The organism is Abyssibacter profundi (genome assembly GCF_003151135.1).
Taxonomy (GTDB): Bacteria; Pseudomonadota; Gammaproteobacteria; order Nevskiales; family OUC007; genus Abyssibacter; species Abyssibacter profundi.
The window spans coordinates 219,887-236,461 of record NZ_QEQK01000003.1 but is presented as its reverse complement, the minus strand read 5'-3'; the positions used below and the strand labels follow the sequence as shown (position 1 = coordinate 236,461).

Below are 16,575 nucleotides of genomic sequence, written 5' to 3'. Positions count from 1 at the left end.
TCAACTCCTTTTTTTGCGTGACCGGCCTTCCGCCGGCTCGAAATCAATCTTGCGCTCGTCGAGATCAACACGCACGACCTTGACGGCCATACGATCGGACAACCGGTAGATCTTCCCGGTGCGTTCACCCCGCAAGCGGTGGTACTTGGATTCGAAATGGTAGTAGTCGTTCCGTAACTGGCTGACGTGCACCAGGCCGGTCACGGCCAGATCGTCGATTTCCACGAACAAACCGAACGAGGTCACGCCCACGATCATGCCCTCGAATGTTTCGCCCACCCGGTCGAGCATGAACTCGCATTTGAGCCAGTCCATCACATCCCGGGTGGCCTCATCGGCGCGCCGCTCGGTGCCGGAACAATGCGCCCCGGTCTGGACCATGGTCTCCGGCTCGTACTGCTTGGCGCCCGTGGTTTCACCCTTGGCCAATAACTTGAGGCCCCGATGGACCAGCAGATCCGGATAGCGGCGGATGGGCGACGTGAAGTGAGCATAGCGCTCCAGCGCCAGCCCGAAATGGCCGTTGTTTTCCGGTTGGTACACGGCCTGGGCCATGGACCGCAGCAACACGGTCTGGATGAGTCGCGCATTGGGACGGCCAGAGACCTCGTTGATCAGGCGCGAAAAATGCTGCGCCTCGGGGGTTTGCCCACCCCCTACGCCCAGGCCCCATTCGCCCAGAAATGCGCGTAGGTCCTCAAGGCGGTCGGCTGGCGGGCGCTCATGCACCCGGTACAACGTGGGAATCTTCGCGGTCTCCAACGCCCGGGCCGCCTGCACGTTGGCGGCGATCATGCATTCCTCGATCATCTTGTGCGCGACGTTGCGCACCACGGGCACCACCCGATCAATCTTGCGATTCTCCCCGAAGACGATCCGCGTCTCCGACGATTCGAAGTCGATGGCTCCACGCGCATCTCGGGCCTTGCGCAACGCCTCGTACAAACCATGCAAGGACTGCAGATGAGGGAGCAGATCCGCACGCTGCTCTCGGGTCGCGGCGGCGTCGTTCTCCAGCAGGTCGGCCACCTCTTCGTAGGTCAACCGGGCCTTGGACCGCATGACCGCTTCGTAGAATCGTCCTCGTCGCACCTCACCGCTCCGCGACACCTGCATCTCGCAGACCAGGCATAGACGATCGACGTCGGGATTCAGCGAGCAAAGCCCGTTGGACAACACTTCCGGCAGCATCGGGATCACCCGCTCCGGAAAGTACACCGAGGTCCCACGCCGATACGCTTCCCGGTCCAGTGGCGAGTCCGGCTGGACGTAGGCCGAGACATCGGCAATCGCCACATAGAGCTTCCAGCCTCGCAGCGTGCGCTTGGCGTAGACAGCGTCGTCAAAGTCGCGTGCGTCCGCGCCATCAATGGTCACCAATGGCAGGTCACGAAGATCCTGCCGGCCGGTCTTGTCGGCCTCTGCCACCTGCTCCGGCAGCTCGGCGATCTGCTCTTCAACCTCGGCCGGCCACTCGTAGGGGATCCCGTGGGAACGCACGGCGATATCGATCTCCATGCCAGGCGCCATGTGATCGCCCAGGCGTTCCTTGACTCGGCCGATCGGCTTGCCCCCCTTGGACGGCTGCTCGATCAGCTCGACGGTGACGATTTGTCCATGCTTGGCGCCACCCAGGTCTTCGGGGCCGACCAGAATGTCCTGTGCGATGCGGCTGTTGTCCGGCACGACAAAGCTGACACCGCGTTCGGTCATCAATCGACCCACGATGAACGCGTTGGCGCGCTCGAGCACCTCGACCACCGAGCCTTCCTTGCGGCCCCTGCGGTCCTCTCCGGTAATGCGGACCAGCGCCCGGTCGCCGTGGAGCAGCTGTCGCATCTCCCGCGGGCTCAGGAAGATGTCGTCGCCGCCCGCGTCCGGCTGGAGAAAGCCGAATCCGTCCCGGTGGCCGATCACCCGCCCCGGCACCAGGTCCATGCGCTTGGGAATGCCCAATGCACCGCGGCGGTTCTCGACGAGCTGACCATCGCGAATCATGGCGCTGATGCGGTGACTCAGGCCCGTCTCGGCCTCGTTGTCGTCGGCGAGACCGAAATGCCGGATCAGTGCATGTCGACTCATCGGCCGACCATGTTCGGCCAGCGTTTGCAGAATGAACTGACGACTGGGGACAGGCGATTCATAGCGCTGTTGCTCCCGGCCGAATGCGGGATCCTGATCGGCCCAGTCTTGTTTTGATCGGGTCTTTTTACTCATTTTGCTCAATCCTTTGACTCGGTCGTTGACAAGTTCAACGACCGTCTATAAAGTCCGCCGCCGCTTGCCGAGGTGGCGGAATTGGTAGACGCGCTGGCTTCAGGTGCCAGTGGGGGAAACCCCGTGGAGGTTCAAGTCCTCTCCTCGGCACCATCGCTTCTCAATCCTCAGGATTGGGTGATGGTGCAAATCGGCAAGGCCATCAGACGGATCGTAGGCGGTTGCACACGCCTCTCCGTCGCTCATCATTCGCGTCCGCGAAAACAGATTAATCCGGGTGGATCGGTTCTTCAGGTGTATTGAGGCACCTGGGGCAGTACCGCCCGCACATTGCTGTGCGGGCGGCATCGTATCATCCGAGCGGATGCTTCCGGACAATCGTCTGGCTGCGATCCGGCCCGGTGGACACCAGATCGATCGGCACTTCGACCAAGGCCTCGATGCGCTCCAAAAATGCGCGCGCAGCGGCTGGTAGCGCCTCGAACGTCTCCACACCCACTGTCGACTGCCGCCAGCCAGGCATCGTCTCGTAAACGGGCTCACAGGCGGCCAGCGCCTCTGCACCCACCGGCAGATGATCGACGGTTTCACCATCGCGCCGGTAGCCGGTGCAGATGGAGATGGATTCCATCTCATCCAGCACATCCAACTTGGTGACGCACAGTCCGCTGATGCTGTTGTAGATCGCCGCTCGCCGCAGCGCGACGGCATCAAACCAGCCACAGCGACGCGGGCGCCCTGTGGTTGCGCCGAACTCGGCCCCGCGGGCGGCGATGGACTGCCCCACCGCGTCGGACAGCTCCGTGGGAAACGGTCCGGCCCCCACACGCGTTGCATACGCCTTGACGATGCCCAGCACATAGTCGATCTGCCGCGGGCCAATACCGGAGCCCGTGCAGGCCCCACCGGCGGTGGTGTTGCTGGAGGTCACATACGGGTAGGTGCCGTGATCCACATCCAGCAGCGAGCCCTGAGCGCCTTCAAACAAGACGTTGCCGCCCGCGGCACAGGTCTCGTGAAGGTGGCGCGTGACATCACCCACCATGGGCGCGATGCGCTCGGCATAGGCCAGCTGCTGATCCAAAATGGCCTGAAAATCATGCGCCGGTTCGTTGAAGTAGCGCGTGAGGACGAAATTGTGGAAATCCAGCATTTCGCCCAGCTTGGCAGCGAGGCGTTCGCGGTGGAACAAATCGTCAACGCGGACGGCGCGCCGGGCGACCTTGTCCTCGTAGGCCGGCCCGATCCCGCGGCCGGTCGTACCGATCTTCGCGGCGCCACGCGCCTTTTCGCGGGCCAGGTCCAACGCCTTATGGGTTGGCAGGATCAGCGGACAAGACGGGCTGATCATCAGCCGCTCTTCCGCGGGGACACCGCGACCGGCCAGCATGTCCAGCTCTTCCATCAGCGCATCGGCGGCAATCACCACGCCATTTCCGATGAGGCAGCGCACATCGTCGCGCAAAATGCCGGAAGGAATCAGGTGCAACACCGTCTTCTCGCCGTCGATGACCAGCGTGTGGCCGGCATTGTGACCACCCTGGAATCGGGCCACTGCCGCACAGCGGTCGGTGAGCCAGTCCACGATCTTGCCCTTGCCCTCGTCGCCCCATTGGGCGCCGATGACAACCAGATTACGACCTCGGGTCATCGATGACTCCGTCCTGAATGGTCCATGTCGAATGAAGTTGCGCCAGGTGGCGCGTATGTGCCGGCAATGGCTGACCCGGCAGGGCCACCACCACCACCTCGCCGGCTGCACGTAAGTCACGAATCGTGTCGGCCAGCGCCGGCGACTCGTCCGCTGGCGCAAGAATCACATCAGCATCCGCACCGGCTGCACGCGGCGCGGCCACCCGCGCCAATACGTTTAAGTCTGACGAAAAACCGGTGGCAGGGCGACCACGCCCGAAGGCCTCACCGACGTGGTCGTAGCGCCCACCACGCGCCAACTCACGACCATGCTCTTCGACGAACGCCGCGAACACGACACCCGTGTGGTAGTGGTAGCCCCGCAACTCGCCCAGGTCGATGTGCAGCTTGAGCGAGGGCTCCTGCCCGGCCAGCCAGCCGCACAAGGCATCCAGCTCGCTCAACGCGGCGTCGATATCCGGCGACAACCCGGCCAGCTCCGCAGCTGCGGCCTCCAACACCTCCGGCGTTCCATTGAGCCGCATCAGCACGGCCAGTTGGTCGGCAAGCGCGTCGCCCAGCTGCGGGCGCAGGAACTCGAGGTCGGGTTGCGACTTGCGCTGCAGCACATCGAACACCTCGGCTTCCAGCGCCGGGCTGAGCTTGGCGGGTGCCAGCAACGCACGCACGACGCCAACATGCCCGAGGTCCAGGTGAAACCCCTCGACGCCCGCTGTCCGCAGCGTCGCGATCATCAACGACAACACCTCGCGGTCACTCTCGGGACCGGCGTGCCCGAACAGCTCGGCACCGATCTGGCGCAGCGCGCGCGAACTGGCCGCCACGCCAGCACGTGCTCGCAGCACGGTGCCGGTGTAGCAGAGTCGAACCGGTGCGTCGCTTTGCATGCGATTGGCATCGATCCGGGCGATCTGCGGCGTCATATCGGCGCGCAGCCCCATCAGCCGGCCATTGTTCTGGTCGGTGAGCTTAAAGGTCTGCACGTCCAACTCGCGGCCGGCACCGGTCAGCAATGACTCGATGTACTCAATTAGCGGCGGCAGCACGAAGGCGTAGCCCCAGCGCCGATACAGGTCAATCAAATCGCGGCGAAGCGTTTCCAGCGCCCAGGCATCGGGCGCCAGCACCTCTTCGACGCCGTCAGGCAGGGTCCAGGCGTGGTAAGTCATCGCATCCATTGCAGCAGACAAAGGCCGGCGATCATGGCGATCAATCCGGCCGTTCGAAGCGTACGGTCGTCCGTCGCGGCCACCCGGGCCAGGAGCAAACGCCACCGGGTCGGCGACAGGAACGGCATCATGCCCTCGATGATCAGCACGAGAGCCAGCGCACGGAGCACGTCTTCCCACATGGGCTCAGGCCATCCTGTCGCGGACCCGGAAGTCCAACGGGTCGCTAACGACCGTCGGCACCGCTCTTGAAGTAGCGGAAGAGTTCAGCATCGGGCTCGAGGACCAGGACATCGCTGCGATCCTTAAAGCCTTCGCGGTACACGCCAAGACTGCGATAGAAGTTGTAAAACTCCGTATCTTCGCCGAAGACGTTGGCGTAGATGTCCGCGGCCTCCGCATCACCCTCACCCTTGATTTCCTCGGCCTCGCTATAGGCCTCGGCCAGCAGCACCTGGCGTTCACGCTCGGCCGCTGCGCGGATCTTCTCCGCCTCCTCGGCACCACGGGCGCGGAAATCGGCAGCGACGCGCTGACGCTCGGAGCGCATCCGGTTGTAGACCGAATCGCTCACGTCATCGGGCAGGTCGATGCGCTTGATGCGTACGTCGACGAGATCGATGCCGAACTCAGCGATCTTCTCGGCTGCATTCGCCTCCATCTGGCGCATGATGTCATTGCGCTCACCCGACACCGCCTGACGGATGGTGCGGTTGCCGAATTCGTCACGCAGCCCCTGATTGATGATCGAGGACAGCCGCGACAGTGCGTTGGACTCCAGACCACTGGTCGCCCGGTAGTACTGGGCAACATCGGCAATCCGCCACTTGACGTAGAAATCCACCTTCACGTTCTTCTTTTCGAGCGTGAGGTATTCCTCGGCGTCGGCATCCAGGGTGAGCACGCGCGAGTCGAAAGTCCGCACGTTCTGCACCACCGGCAGTTTGAAGTGCAGACCCGGCTCGCTGTCAGATCGCTTGATCTGACCCAGCTGGAACACCAGCACTTTTTCGCGCTCGTCGACGACGAACACCGAATCCAGCGCCAGAAATGCCGCCACCAGCACGATGACGAGCAGGAACAATTGCTTACCTGACATTAGCGACGCCCCCGTGTACGGCTGTCTTCATAGGCGGAGCGGTAAGGTGTCGAGCTCGAACCGGAGCTGGACCCCGAATCCGCCGAGCTGTTGCGCTCGCTTTGGCGTCGGCCCTCGATGGCGCCCATCGACTGAATCATTTGGTCTAGCGGCAGATACATCAGCGAGTTGCCATTGTCGGAATCGATCATGATCTTGCTGGTGCTGCTGAGCACGTCGTTCATGGCATCCAGGTACAGGCGATCTCGCGTCACCTGCGGAGCTTGCTTGTACTCTGCGAGCAGTGCCTTGAACCGCGCCGTCTCACCACGGGCCTCGGCCACCACCGACTCGCGATAGCCCTGCGCGCGCTCGATGTCACGCGCCGCAGCACCGCGGGCGCGCGGCAGGATATCGTTTGCGTAAGCCTGGGCCTCGTTAATCAGTCGCTCCTGGTCCTCACGCGCCTTGATGGCATCCGCAAAGGCGCCCTGCACGGGTTGCGGCGCGGTGGCTTCCTCGAGGTTGACCTCGGTCACCAGCAAGCCGGCGTCGTAGCTATCGATGGTGTTCTGCAGCAATTCCTTGGTCTGCGCGGCGACGGCCTCACGACCCGCCGTGAGGATGAAGTCCATGTCGGACTTACCCACGACCTCGCGAATCGCCGACTTGGTCGCCTCTTTCAGCGTACGGACCGGATCACGCACGTTGAACAGGTATTCCTCAGCCGAGCGGACGCGATACTGCACCTGCAAGCTGACGTCGACGATGTTCTCATCCTTGGTCAGCATTGAGGCACGCTCGGTCAGCGCATTCACCGCGGTCACATTGACCCGCTCCACCGTCTGGATCGGCGACGGCATATGCCAGCGCAAGCCGGGTTCGGTGGTCGTCACGTACTCGCCAAACTGCAGCACGACGCCGCGCTGCTGTTCGTCGACCACATAAAAACCCGATAGCAGCCACAGGGCGACTGCACCCGCAATCACCAGCGGCAACAAGCCCTTGAGCAGCTTGCCACCCCCACCACCGCCACTGCTGCCGCCACCGCCGGAGTTCCCCCCGGCAAAGCGTTCGCGCAGTTTCTTGAGCATTTCGTCGAGATCGGGCGGCCCCTGGTTGGCGCCGCGTCGACCCCATGGATCCTGCCCATTATTGCCGGGCTCATTCCAGGCCATGGATGTCTCCGTTGGAGTGCTGTAGTTCGGTTAGGACAAAAACGGCGGGCATTCTAACAGCCCCACCCGCTTGTGATTCAGGCGTGCAGGCGATCGGGGTCGATTCCTTCCTGCCGGCAAATGCGATCGAACTGTTCATGGGGGATCGCCAGCTCCAGCTCCTGCTGGCCATCGTCCAGACTGGTCTCCCGATGCACTGCGCCGATGGCGAACAGGCGTGAACGCAGTCGACCTGCAGCCGCGGGAATCCGGATGGTCAAGCGCGCCATATCCGGCCGCAGGCGCAGGGCGATCGCCTCGAGCAGCGCGTCCAACCCCTGTTGCCGAAGTGCGGAAACATAAACCCGCCAAGGCTGCCCGTCATCACCCAGGCTGACGCCGACATCGAATTGATCGCTGGCGTCAACCTTGTTGTAGACCTCCAGTCTGGGAATGGCGTCGGCCCCGATTTCCTTGAGCACCGTCTCGACGTCATCGATTCGCGCAGCGCGCTCCGGATCCGAGGCGTCGATGACATGCAGGACCAGATCGGCCTCGATGGTTTCCTCCAAAGTGGCCCGAAATGCAGCCACCAGCTCATGCGGCAGGTCGCGGATGAACCCCACGGTATCGGCGAGCACCGCGGGCTCGCCGGCAGGCAGGGCCAGCTGCCTGAGCGTCGGGTCCAGCGTGGCGAACAGCTGATCGGCCGCGTAGACCTCGCCCCGGGTCAGAGCATTGAACAGCGTCGACTTACCCGCGTTGGTGTAACCGACGAGGGAGACCGTCGGCGCCGCATTGCGACGCCGGGCCTGCCGGCCCAGCTCGCGACGGGCGCGGACCTCGTCCAAACGGCGCTTGAGATTTTTGATGCGCTGCGCCAGCAGGCGCCGGTCGGTTTCCAGCTGGGTCTCGCCGGGGCCACGCAGGCCGATGCCGCCCTTCTGGCGCTCCAGATGTGACCAGCCGCGGACCAGCCGCGTCGCCAGATGTTCGAGCTGCGCCAATTCGACCTGCAGCTTGCCTTCGTGGGAGCGTGCGCGCTGGGCAAAGATATCGAGAATCAGCCCGGCACGGTCCAGCACGCGCGCCTTGACCCGCGACTCCAGATTGCGCTCCTGGCTCGGACTGAGGTCGTGATTGACGATGACAACCTCGGCCCCCTCGGCCTGCACGCGCTCGGCAATCTCTTCAGCCTTTCCGGAGCCGACAAAGTAGCGCGGATCGGGTGTTTGCCGACGCCCACCGATCTCACCGACGAGTTCTCCGCCGGCAGAGACGACGAGCTCAACGAACTCGCGATGCGATTCGTCGAAATCCCAGTCGTTGAAGTCCAGGTGGACGAGCAGCGATCGCTGCCCGAGCTGAGGGCGTTCAAACATGGATGCTTGCCTCCGGACGCATCAGCGCGCCCAGTTGCGGCCAGGGCGTGTTCAGACACACCCCGCCGTCAAACGAGCATCCCGGGCGCCGCGGCTTATTCCTCGTCGCCTGTGCTATAGCCCAAACCTTCCGTCACACGGACGTTGCGGGCGGGCACGACGGTGGAAATCGCGTGCTTGTAGACCATCTGGCTGACGTTGCTCTTGAGTAGCACGACAAACTGGTCGAACGACTCGATCTGCCCCTGCAACTTGATGCCATTGACCAGATAGATAGAAACCGGGATGCGTTCCTTGCGCAGGATATTAAGAAAAGGCTCCTGCAAAATTTGTCCCTTAGACATGACCAATCCTTTTGGCGCGAGCCGGGCGTTTGAAACCCAAAGTTATTATGTTCAGTCGGTGGTGACCGCGAGCGATTAGCCTATCACAAGCTGTTGCCACCCCTTCCCCGTAAATGCTGTTCCACATGGCCGATCGCCTGCTGAACAGGGGCCTGATCGGCCGTCAACCAGACGAGATCAGGCTCTTTACGCAGCCAAGTCCACTGCCGCCGCGCCAGCTGACGCGTGGCTGCCTTGCCCGCTTCGACCGCTTCATCCAGAGACCGTTCACCCGCCAGATGCGACCACAGCTGGCGATAGCCCACACTGCGCATCGACGGCAGTTCCGGGTGCAGGCCCGGCCGCCTGCGAAGGTCGCGAACCTCGTCCAGAAAACCCGCCGCCATCATCGCGTCGAATCGCCGATCGATACGGGCATGCAGCGCGGCTCGGTCGTCGTCGGCCACCGCCATGCAAAGCACAGACCAGCCTGTCCCCGCTGCCTGCTGGGCGCTCTTGGCGTAGTGCGCGCTGGGCGGACGCCCCGTCAGCGCGATGATCTCCAGTGCCCGCTGAATCCGCTGCGCATCATTGGGATGCAACCGCGCGGCGGTTTCCGGGTCGTGTTCGGCCAGCGCCTGGTGCAAAGCCGGCCAGCCCTGCTGTTCGGCCCGCGCACTGATTTCGGCTCGGGTGGCGGGATCGGCGCTGGGGAGTTCGCTCAACCCCCGCAGCAAAGCCCGGTAATAAAGATGGGTTCCGCCCACGAGCACGGGCAAACGCCCCTGCTCGTGAGCCGCCGAGACCAGCCGCCTTGCATCCTCAACAAAGCGGGCGGCTGAGTAGGCCTCTTCCGGCTCGCAACAGTCGATCAGCGCATGGGGATAAGCCTTTAAGGTTGCCGTATCAGGCTTGGCAGTGCCGATGTCCATTCCGCGATAGACCAGTGCCGAATCCACGCTGATCAACGACACGGGAAAGCGGTCGGCCAGTGCCAGTCCGATGTCGGTCTTCCCGGTGGCGGTGGCCCCCATCAGGCAGACGACCGGCGGCTTCATCGGCCACGCTGGAACAAACGATCCAGTTCCTTGAGACTGATTTGCACCCAGGTGGGACGACCATGGTTGCACTGGCCGCTGCGCTCGGTGCGCTCCATGTCCCGAAGCAGCGCGTTCATCTCCGCTGTGCTGAGCTGGCGATTGGCGCGGACCGAGGCATGGCAGGCCAGGGTCCCCAGGCGCTCGTCACTCAAGCGCTTGAGCTCACGGCCGGCACCAGCCTCCTGCTCCATCCGTCCCAGCAGGTCCGCCAACAGCGAAGCGATATCCAGATCTGCCAGCACGGTGGGAACGCGCCGTACGGTCACCGTGGTGGGTCCGGCCCGGGTCAGCTCGAACCCTCCCTGAGCCAAAACAGCCTCGCAGGCCTCGGCCAAGTCCGCCTCACGCTCCGAAACCGACACATCCAGCGGCACCAGTAGCGGCTGACTGGGCACGGTCCCGGCATCCCGTTGACGTTTGAGCGTCTCGTAGACAATGCGCTCGTGGGCAGCGTGCATGTCGACACAGACCAGCCCCTCGGCATTTTCGGCCAGGATGTATACGCCATGCAGCTGGGCGCGGGCGTAACCCAGTGGGGGGACGGTCGCCTCATCCGGCGACTCAACAACGGGTGACGTCTCCAAGGCCGCCTCCTCCGAAGCTCCGGTCAATAACTCGCCGGTGTCCGGGTTGACCTGGGGAGCATCGACCGGGTTATCCGCAACCGGCCGCGTGGCCCAGTCATACAGCCCACGCGACTCCCCGGTCCCGAAGCGCAGTCCCGACTGGCCGCCACCCAGCGCAAAGGCGGGCGCAGCATGGGTCGAGGCCGGCGCCGCAAACTCGGCATGGTGTGGCTTGGTCGGCGCCGCACCGGCCAATGCCTGGGACACGACATGGGACAGAAACCCGTGAATCTTGCCCTGGTCCCGAAACCGGACTTCGTGCTTGGCGGGATGCGCATTCACATCGACGCCGGCCGGGTCCATCTCCAGGAACAGCACATAGGCTGGTTGCCGCGCGTGGTGCAACACATCACCAAACCCCTGCTTGATGGCATGCGTGACCACCTTGTCTCGGATCGCCCGCCCATTGACGAACATGTACTGCCAGTCAGCCTGCGAGCGGGCAATGCTCGGCTGGCCCAGCCAGCCCCAAAGGCGCAGACCGGCCCGTGACGTATCCACCTCGATCGTCTGCTCGACAAAGCCCTTGCCCACCACATCGGCGATGCGGCTGGCCCGGCGGGCATCCGTGGTGGCCGCTGGATAGTCGCGCACCACCCGACCATCGTGTGACAGGCGAAAACCGGTTTCGAACCGGCTCAACGCCGTGCGCCGGAGCATGCGGTCGATATGACGGAATTCGGTCTGCTCGGTGCGCAAGAACTTGCGCCGGGCAGGCACGTTGTGGAACAGATCGCGCATCTCCACCGTGGTGCCGCGCGGATGCGCGCAAGGCGCGGCCTGCTGACCGGCCCGGTACGGCCCGGTTGCCTCCCAGCCCCCATCGCCGTCGGTGGATGAGCGAATGCTCAGCCGCGATACCGAGGCGATGCTGGGCAGGGCCTCACCGCGAAAGCCCAGCGTGGCCACACGCTCCAGCTCATCCAGCGAGGTGATCTTGCTGGTGGCGTGCGGCGCCATGGCCAGGGGGATTTGTTCCGGGGGGATGCCATGACCGTCGTCTCGTATCCGCAGCAGGCGTATGCCGCCGCCACCGGCCTCGACATCCACCTGCCTAGCCCCTGCATCGATGGCGTTTTCGAGCAGCTCCTTGAGAACGGAGGCCGGTCGTTCGATGACCTCCCCGGCAGCAATCTGGTCGATAAGATCAGCGTTGAGCTGACGGATGATTCGCTTTGACATGCGCGCATGGTAGCGATGCGTCGCCGCCCATGCGATGGACCCGCGCGCCCAGGCGCTCGTCGTTGACTAGCCGCCAGATGGAATCGTCAGCACATCACCGATTCGGATGGTGTCCGAGGCCAGGTCATTGGCCAGGCGCAGGGCCGACATACTGGTCCGAAATCGCGCCGCGATTTCCGACAGGGTATCCCCGCGCCGCACCGTGTAGGCCTCGGCTGGAGCTGGCTCCACCGGTCCGTCGACGCGGGCGGAAGCCAGCGTGGTTCGGGGACGGTAATCCGAGAAGTAACCCTGGATGCCAGCCAGCAGATTTCTCGCCAGCCGCTCCTGAAAATTCGGATCGGTGAGTCGCCGTTCCTCATCTGGGTTGGAAATGAAGGCGGTTTCAACCAGCACGGAGGGAATATCCGGTGCCTTGAGCACCATGAAGTTGGCCTGCTGGACCGTCTCTTTGTGCAGTCGATTAATGGCACCCATGTTGGAGAGCATGCGCTCGGCGGCATCGAAGCTCGCTTCCAAGGCGGCCGTTTGCGAAATGTCGATGAGCACCGACGCCAACACATCGTCCTTGTCATCCAGACGCACGCCGCCGATCAGGTCGGATTCGTTCTCACGCCGGGCAAGTGTCCGGGCATGCTCCGAGGAAGCGCCGCGCTGCGACAACACATAAACACTCGACCCGCGGGCACGCCGATCGGTGAACGCATCAGCATGAATCGAGACAAACAGGTCAGCCTGGGCCGCGCGCGCACGACGGGTCCGCTCTCGCAGGTCGATGTAATAGTCACCGTCCCGAATCAACACCGCACGCATGCCGGGTTGGGCGTCCACCAACCGTGCCAGCTTGCGCGACACAGCCAACGCCACGTCCTTTTCCTTGGTGCCGCGCGCACCGCGGGCACCCGGATCTTCGCCGCCGTGGCCCGCATCGATTGCGATGATGATGGGCTTGTCCTGCAGCTCGACCGCCGGCTGGGGTGCAGCCACGGGCCCGATCTTCGCCGGCCCGGTATCCAGATCGACAACGAGGCGATGCCCGTAGCGACCGCTGGGCGGCAAGGTAAATGACTTGGCACGAACCGAAGACTCCAGGTCCACGACCAGCCGCAGGGTGTCGGGCGTGCGCTGTCCGGTACGCACACGTTGGACGATGCCGCGCCCGTCAGCACCCGCCACGGTGCCCCGAGTGGCATTTGGCACATCGATCACGACCCGCGCGGGGTCATCCAGCGTAAACAGCTTGTGATCAATATCGCCGGAGAGGTCGAACACGACCCGCGTCGAATCCGGCCCGGGCCATACGCGCACATCCTTGAGCACCACGCTGGCAGACACAGCTGGGCTGGCCAGCGACGCCAGCAGCACGAAGACAAGTTGCAGTGTGTTCAGTCGAAGGCACCGTTGCATGGCGATCCCCTCTGCACCCAGATGTACGAGACGATAACGAGGCCATGCGGCACTGGCAAGTGTTTTGTTGAATTATTTTAGTGGTTTACGTAACAAAACTCAGGTGATGGGTTGGAAATAGCCCCTAAGCCTCGACAGCCACTGCGCTCCGGTCGGGCTACTCGCCTGCAGCTGAACCACCCGACTGGCCTCGCGATAGTCCAAGCTGACGTGCAGGTCGAATCGGGACGCCAGCTCTGGAATACGTTCCGGCCACTCGATCAGCAAGCAGTCGGGCGCGGCATCCTCAACGCCCAATTCATCCCACTCAGAGGCATCGCCCAGCCGGTATAGGTCCAGGTGCCAGACCTCGCGGTCCACGGTGTAGGGCTCGACCAGCGTGTAGGTCGGACTCGGTACCGGACCGTCCCAGCCGAGAGCCGCCAACGCGCCACGAACAAGTGTCGATTTACCCGCACCCAGCGGGCCGTGTAACGCCACCCAGAGTGTGCGTCCACCCGCATCTGGCGCCTGGTCGAGCAGCGCTGCTCCCAATGCCCGGGTGGCCGCCTCATCCGGCAGATCGAAGTTGATGACCGTTGTCATGGCCGCGGGATAATGTTGGGCAGGGATGCGATCAAATCGCTGGGCAATAGTCCCGCCTGCCCCAGGCGATCTGCCGCCTCGTCCCCTGCCAGCGCATGCGCCAACACGGCCCCGCCCACCAAGGGCGCCAGTGCCCCGGCACGCATCGGCCCTGCTAGGGCGGCTCCGAGCAGACCGGACAGCACATCGCCCATCCCCCCTGTGCCCATACCGGGATTGCCGGCCACGCAAAGCGATGGCCGCTCACCCGGTGCGCCCACCCAGCTACCCGCGCCCTTGAGCACGACCGCCCGCCCCGACCGGGCCACCAGCGCCGACAAGGCCCGCAGACGGTCTGCCTGCACATTTGCGGTCGTCGTGCCCAACAACCGAGCCGCCTCACCGGGGTGCGGTGTTAGCACGCTGCGCTCAGGAAGGTCCACGGGCGAACTGGCGAGCAGATTCAGCGCATCGGCATCCAGCACCACGGCGCGAGGCCCCGCACTCACGCAGACCGTCTCCAGCAGGGTCCGCGCCCACTCGCTTTGCCCCAGCCCCGGCCCGCAAACCACGGCGGTGGCAGGCTCGATGAGATCGACCAGGGCCGCCGGGTCATCCATGGCGTGGCTCATGAGCTCCGGCTGCGCCAATGGCAACAAGGCCGCATGCGCCGGGTGCGTCGCCACGCTGACCAGCCCGGCGCCACTGCGCAACGCCGCCCTTGCCGCCATGAGCACCGCACCGGGCATGCCGGCCTGACCACCCACGATGAGTACATGGCCGAAATGCCCCTTGTGTTGGTGTGTGGTCCGCGTCGGCCAGGTCTGCCGCAAAGCCCTGGGACCCAACAACTGCGCCGCAGGCTCCACCGCGTCGAAGGCCGCCGGCGGCACATCACAATCGGCCAGCACCACCTCGCCGACGCAATCGGGTCCGTCGGCCAGATAAAGCCCTAGCTTGCGGGCGATAAATGTGACCGTGACAGCGGCGCGGATCGCCGGCCCCAGCATCTGGCCAGATGACGCATCCAGCCCGGACGGGCAGTCCAGCGACAGCACCGGAACCTTCGCGGCGACAACCGCTTCAATCCATCGCGCGGCCCTGCCTTCGACCGGCCGCGACAATCCAATCCCGAACAAGGCATCGACCACCAGGTCTTCAGGATGCAGATCACCCAGTTCGTTCGCGGGACTTGGACCGTCGTCTGCCTGCCAGGCCGCCCAGGCCTCGGCGGCGGCCCCGGTCAGGGACGCGGGATCGCCACCGAGTAGCAGCTGAACGTTGCGCCCGTCAGCGCGCGCCAAGCGTGCCAGCTCAATGCCATCTCCCCCGTTGTTGCCCAGACCGGCCAGCACAACCCACCGAGAGGCCGCTGGCCAGCGCTGTACCGCCTCCTGATAGGCGGCAGCGGCCGCACGCTGCATCAAGACATAGCCGGGGATGCCGCATCGCTCGATCGCCGCCGCATCGATTTGGCGCACATCGGCTGGCTGATAAAGCGCAAGCTGGTTCATGCACGGCATTATATGAGGGTGAAGACCCAGCCCCCCAACGCCACCCCCTCACCCGAGGTCCTCGCCGGCCGTATCCGCGACTGGGCGACAGAGCTTGGGTTTGATGGCGTCGGCATCACCGGCTTTGACCTCGCTGAAGACGTGGAACACCTGCACCAATGGCTGCGCGAAGGCCGCCATGGCAGCATGGACTACATGGCTCGGCATACCGATCTGCGCGCCGACCCGGCCCGGCTACAGCCCGAAGCGATCCGCTGTATTTCGGTGCGCATGAATTACCGGACGCAGTCGGCCGACGCCATGCAGGCCTGCCTCGATGACCCGGACCGTGCCTATGTCTCGCGCTATGCACTGGGCCGCGACTATCACAAACTCATGCGCGGCCGCCTCAAGCAGCTGGCGCGGCGACTGCAAGAAGCGGCACCTGAGGCACTGTCGCGCCCCTTTGTCGACAGCGCCCCGGTCCTGGAAAAGGCACTGGGACGAGATGCGCGCCTGGGCTGGATCGGCAAGCACAGCCTGTTGCTGCATCGCGATGCTGGCTCCTGGTTCTTTCTGGGCGAGATTCTCACCAATGTGGCCTTGCCGGTGGACGATGACCCGCCGGTCAAAAACCTCTGCGGCAGTTGCACGGCGTGTATGGAGATCTGCCCCACGCAAGCGATTACCGGGCCCCAGCAACTCGACGCCCGGCGCTGTATCGCCTACCTGACCATCGAACATAAGGGGTCTATTCCGGAAGGCCTGCGAAAGCCCATGGGCAACCGGATTTTTGGCTGTGACGACTGCCAGCTCGTGTGCCCGTGGAATCGCTATGCCCAGGCGACACGCGAACCGGATTTCGCACCACGCCACGGCCTCGACACCGCCCGCCTGGTCGATTTATTCGCCTGGTCAGAGGACGAATTCCTCTCGAGGACAGAAGGGATGCCCATCCGCCGGACGGGCTACGCCGGCTGGCGACGGAATATTGCGGTGGCCCTGGGCAACGCGACAGCCAGCGACGAGAGTCGGCAGGCGCTGCGGGGGGCGCTGGATGATCCCTCGCCATTGGTCCGCGAGCATGTGCAATGGGCCTTGCAGCAACTCGAAGCCGCGGATTAGTTCAGCCGTCTCGCCCACCCCGCAGCACAGCGGCGACCCAGACGCTGCAGAAACACTGGTCGCAGCCAGGCGCTTTTGCCGCCCGACCAGCTGCCCGCA

At 64.2% G+C, this 16,575-nt stretch carries 14 protein-coding genes and 1 tRNA gene; 2 read left to right on the top strand and 13 right to left on the bottom strand.

The genetic code is table 11. The features are described 5' to 3' along the window. Positions 1-2,217 (bottom strand): ribonuclease R, encoded by a 2,217-nt coding sequence (gene rnr / locus DEH80_RS04325; protein ID WP_109719238.1) that lies wholly within the window; start codon positions 2,215-2,217, stop codon positions 1-3. Between the two features lie 66 nt (positions 2,218-2,283). Here rnr and DEH80_RS04320 point away from each other — a divergent pair. Further along, positions 2,284-2,370, top strand: a tRNA-Leu gene (locus DEH80_RS04320). Between the two features lie 199 nt (positions 2,371-2,569). Here the strand turns inward: DEH80_RS04320 and DEH80_RS04315 are convergent. The 12 genes from DEH80_RS04315 to DEH80_RS04260 form a co-directional block, all read right to left on the bottom strand. Then, positions 2,570-3,868 (bottom strand): adenylosuccinate synthase, encoded by a 1,299-nt coding sequence (locus DEH80_RS04315; RefSeq protein ID WP_109719237.1) that lies wholly within the window; start codon positions 3,866-3,868, stop codon positions 2,570-2,572. Further along, entirely contained in the window at positions 3,852-5,039 is a 1,188-nt protein-coding gene (locus DEH80_RS04310) for an ATP phosphoribosyltransferase regulatory subunit (protein ID WP_109719310.1), read from the bottom strand. The genes DEH80_RS04315 and DEH80_RS04310 overlap by 17 nt, the downstream gene beginning before the upstream one ends. Next, a complete protein-coding gene (locus DEH80_RS04305; RefSeq protein WP_109719236.1) occupies positions 5,036-5,221 on the bottom strand; it encodes a DUF2065 domain-containing protein in 186 nt (61 codons plus the stop codon). Before DEH80_RS04305 ends, DEH80_RS04310 begins: the two co-directional genes overlap by 4 nt. A gap of 44 nt (positions 5,222-5,265) precedes the next feature. Beyond that, complete coding sequence (gene hflC, locus DEH80_RS04300; protein ID WP_109719235.1) at positions 5,266-6,138, bottom strand: protease modulator HflC; 873 nt, start codon at positions 6,136-6,138, stop codon at positions 5,266-5,268. After that, the gene (hflK, locus tag DEH80_RS04295) at positions 6,138-7,295 is read right to left on the bottom strand and encodes an FtsH protease activity modulator HflK (protein ID WP_109719234.1); all 1,158 of its coding nucleotides are present in this window, start codon (positions 7,293-7,295) and stop codon (positions 6,138-6,140) included. Before hflK ends, hflC begins: the two co-directional genes overlap by 1 nt. 77 nt (positions 7,296-7,372) lie before the next feature. After that, positions 7,373-8,656 (bottom strand): ribosome rescue GTPase HflX, encoded by a 1,284-nt coding sequence (gene hflX, locus DEH80_RS04290; protein ID WP_109719233.1) that lies wholly within the window; start codon positions 8,654-8,656, stop codon positions 7,373-7,375. Positions 8,657-8,751: 95 nt separating this feature from the next. Then, positions 8,752-9,000 (bottom strand): RNA chaperone Hfq, encoded by a 249-nt coding sequence (gene hfq, locus DEH80_RS04285; RefSeq protein WP_109719232.1) that lies wholly within the window; start codon positions 8,998-9,000, stop codon positions 8,752-8,754. Positions 9,001-9,083: 83 nt separating this feature from the next. Then, positions 9,084-10,037 carry a tRNA (adenosine(37)-N6)-dimethylallyltransferase MiaA gene (miaA, locus tag DEH80_RS04280; protein ID WP_109719231.1) on the bottom strand — a complete coding sequence of 318 codons (954 nt, stop codon included), beginning with the start codon at positions 10,035-10,037 and terminating at the stop codon, positions 9,084-9,086. After that, positions 10,034-11,887, bottom strand: coding sequence for a DNA mismatch repair endonuclease MutL (mutL, locus tag DEH80_RS04275; protein WP_109719230.1), 1,854 nt, complete (start codon positions 11,885-11,887; stop codon positions 10,034-10,036). Before mutL ends, miaA begins: the two co-directional genes overlap by 4 nt. 66 nt (positions 11,888-11,953) lie before the next feature. After that, positions 11,954-13,294, bottom strand: a complete 1,341-nt coding sequence (locus DEH80_RS04270; RefSeq protein ID WP_109719229.1) for an N-acetylmuramoyl-L-alanine amidase — start codon at positions 13,292-13,294, stop codon at positions 11,954-11,956. 99 nt (positions 13,295-13,393) lie between these two features. After that, entirely contained in the window at positions 13,394-13,879 is a 486-nt protein-coding gene (gene tsaE / locus DEH80_RS04265) for a tRNA (adenosine(37)-N6)-threonylcarbamoyltransferase complex ATPase subunit type 1 TsaE (RefSeq protein WP_109719228.1), read from the bottom strand. Continuing rightward, positions 13,876-15,372: an NAD(P)H-hydrate dehydratase gene (locus tag DEH80_RS04260; RefSeq protein WP_109719227.1), complete on the bottom strand. Its 1,497-nt coding sequence runs from the start codon at positions 15,370-15,372 to the stop codon at positions 13,876-13,878. Before DEH80_RS04260 ends, tsaE begins: the two co-directional genes overlap by 4 nt. A gap of 12 nt (positions 15,373-15,384) precedes the next feature. Here DEH80_RS04260 and queG point away from each other — a divergent pair, with 12 nt between their 5' ends. Then, complete coding sequence (gene queG / locus DEH80_RS04255; protein WP_109719226.1) at positions 15,385-16,476, top strand: tRNA epoxyqueuosine(34) reductase QueG; 1,092 nt, start codon at positions 15,385-15,387, stop codon at positions 16,474-16,476. Positions 16,477-16,575: the final 99 nt, after the last annotated feature.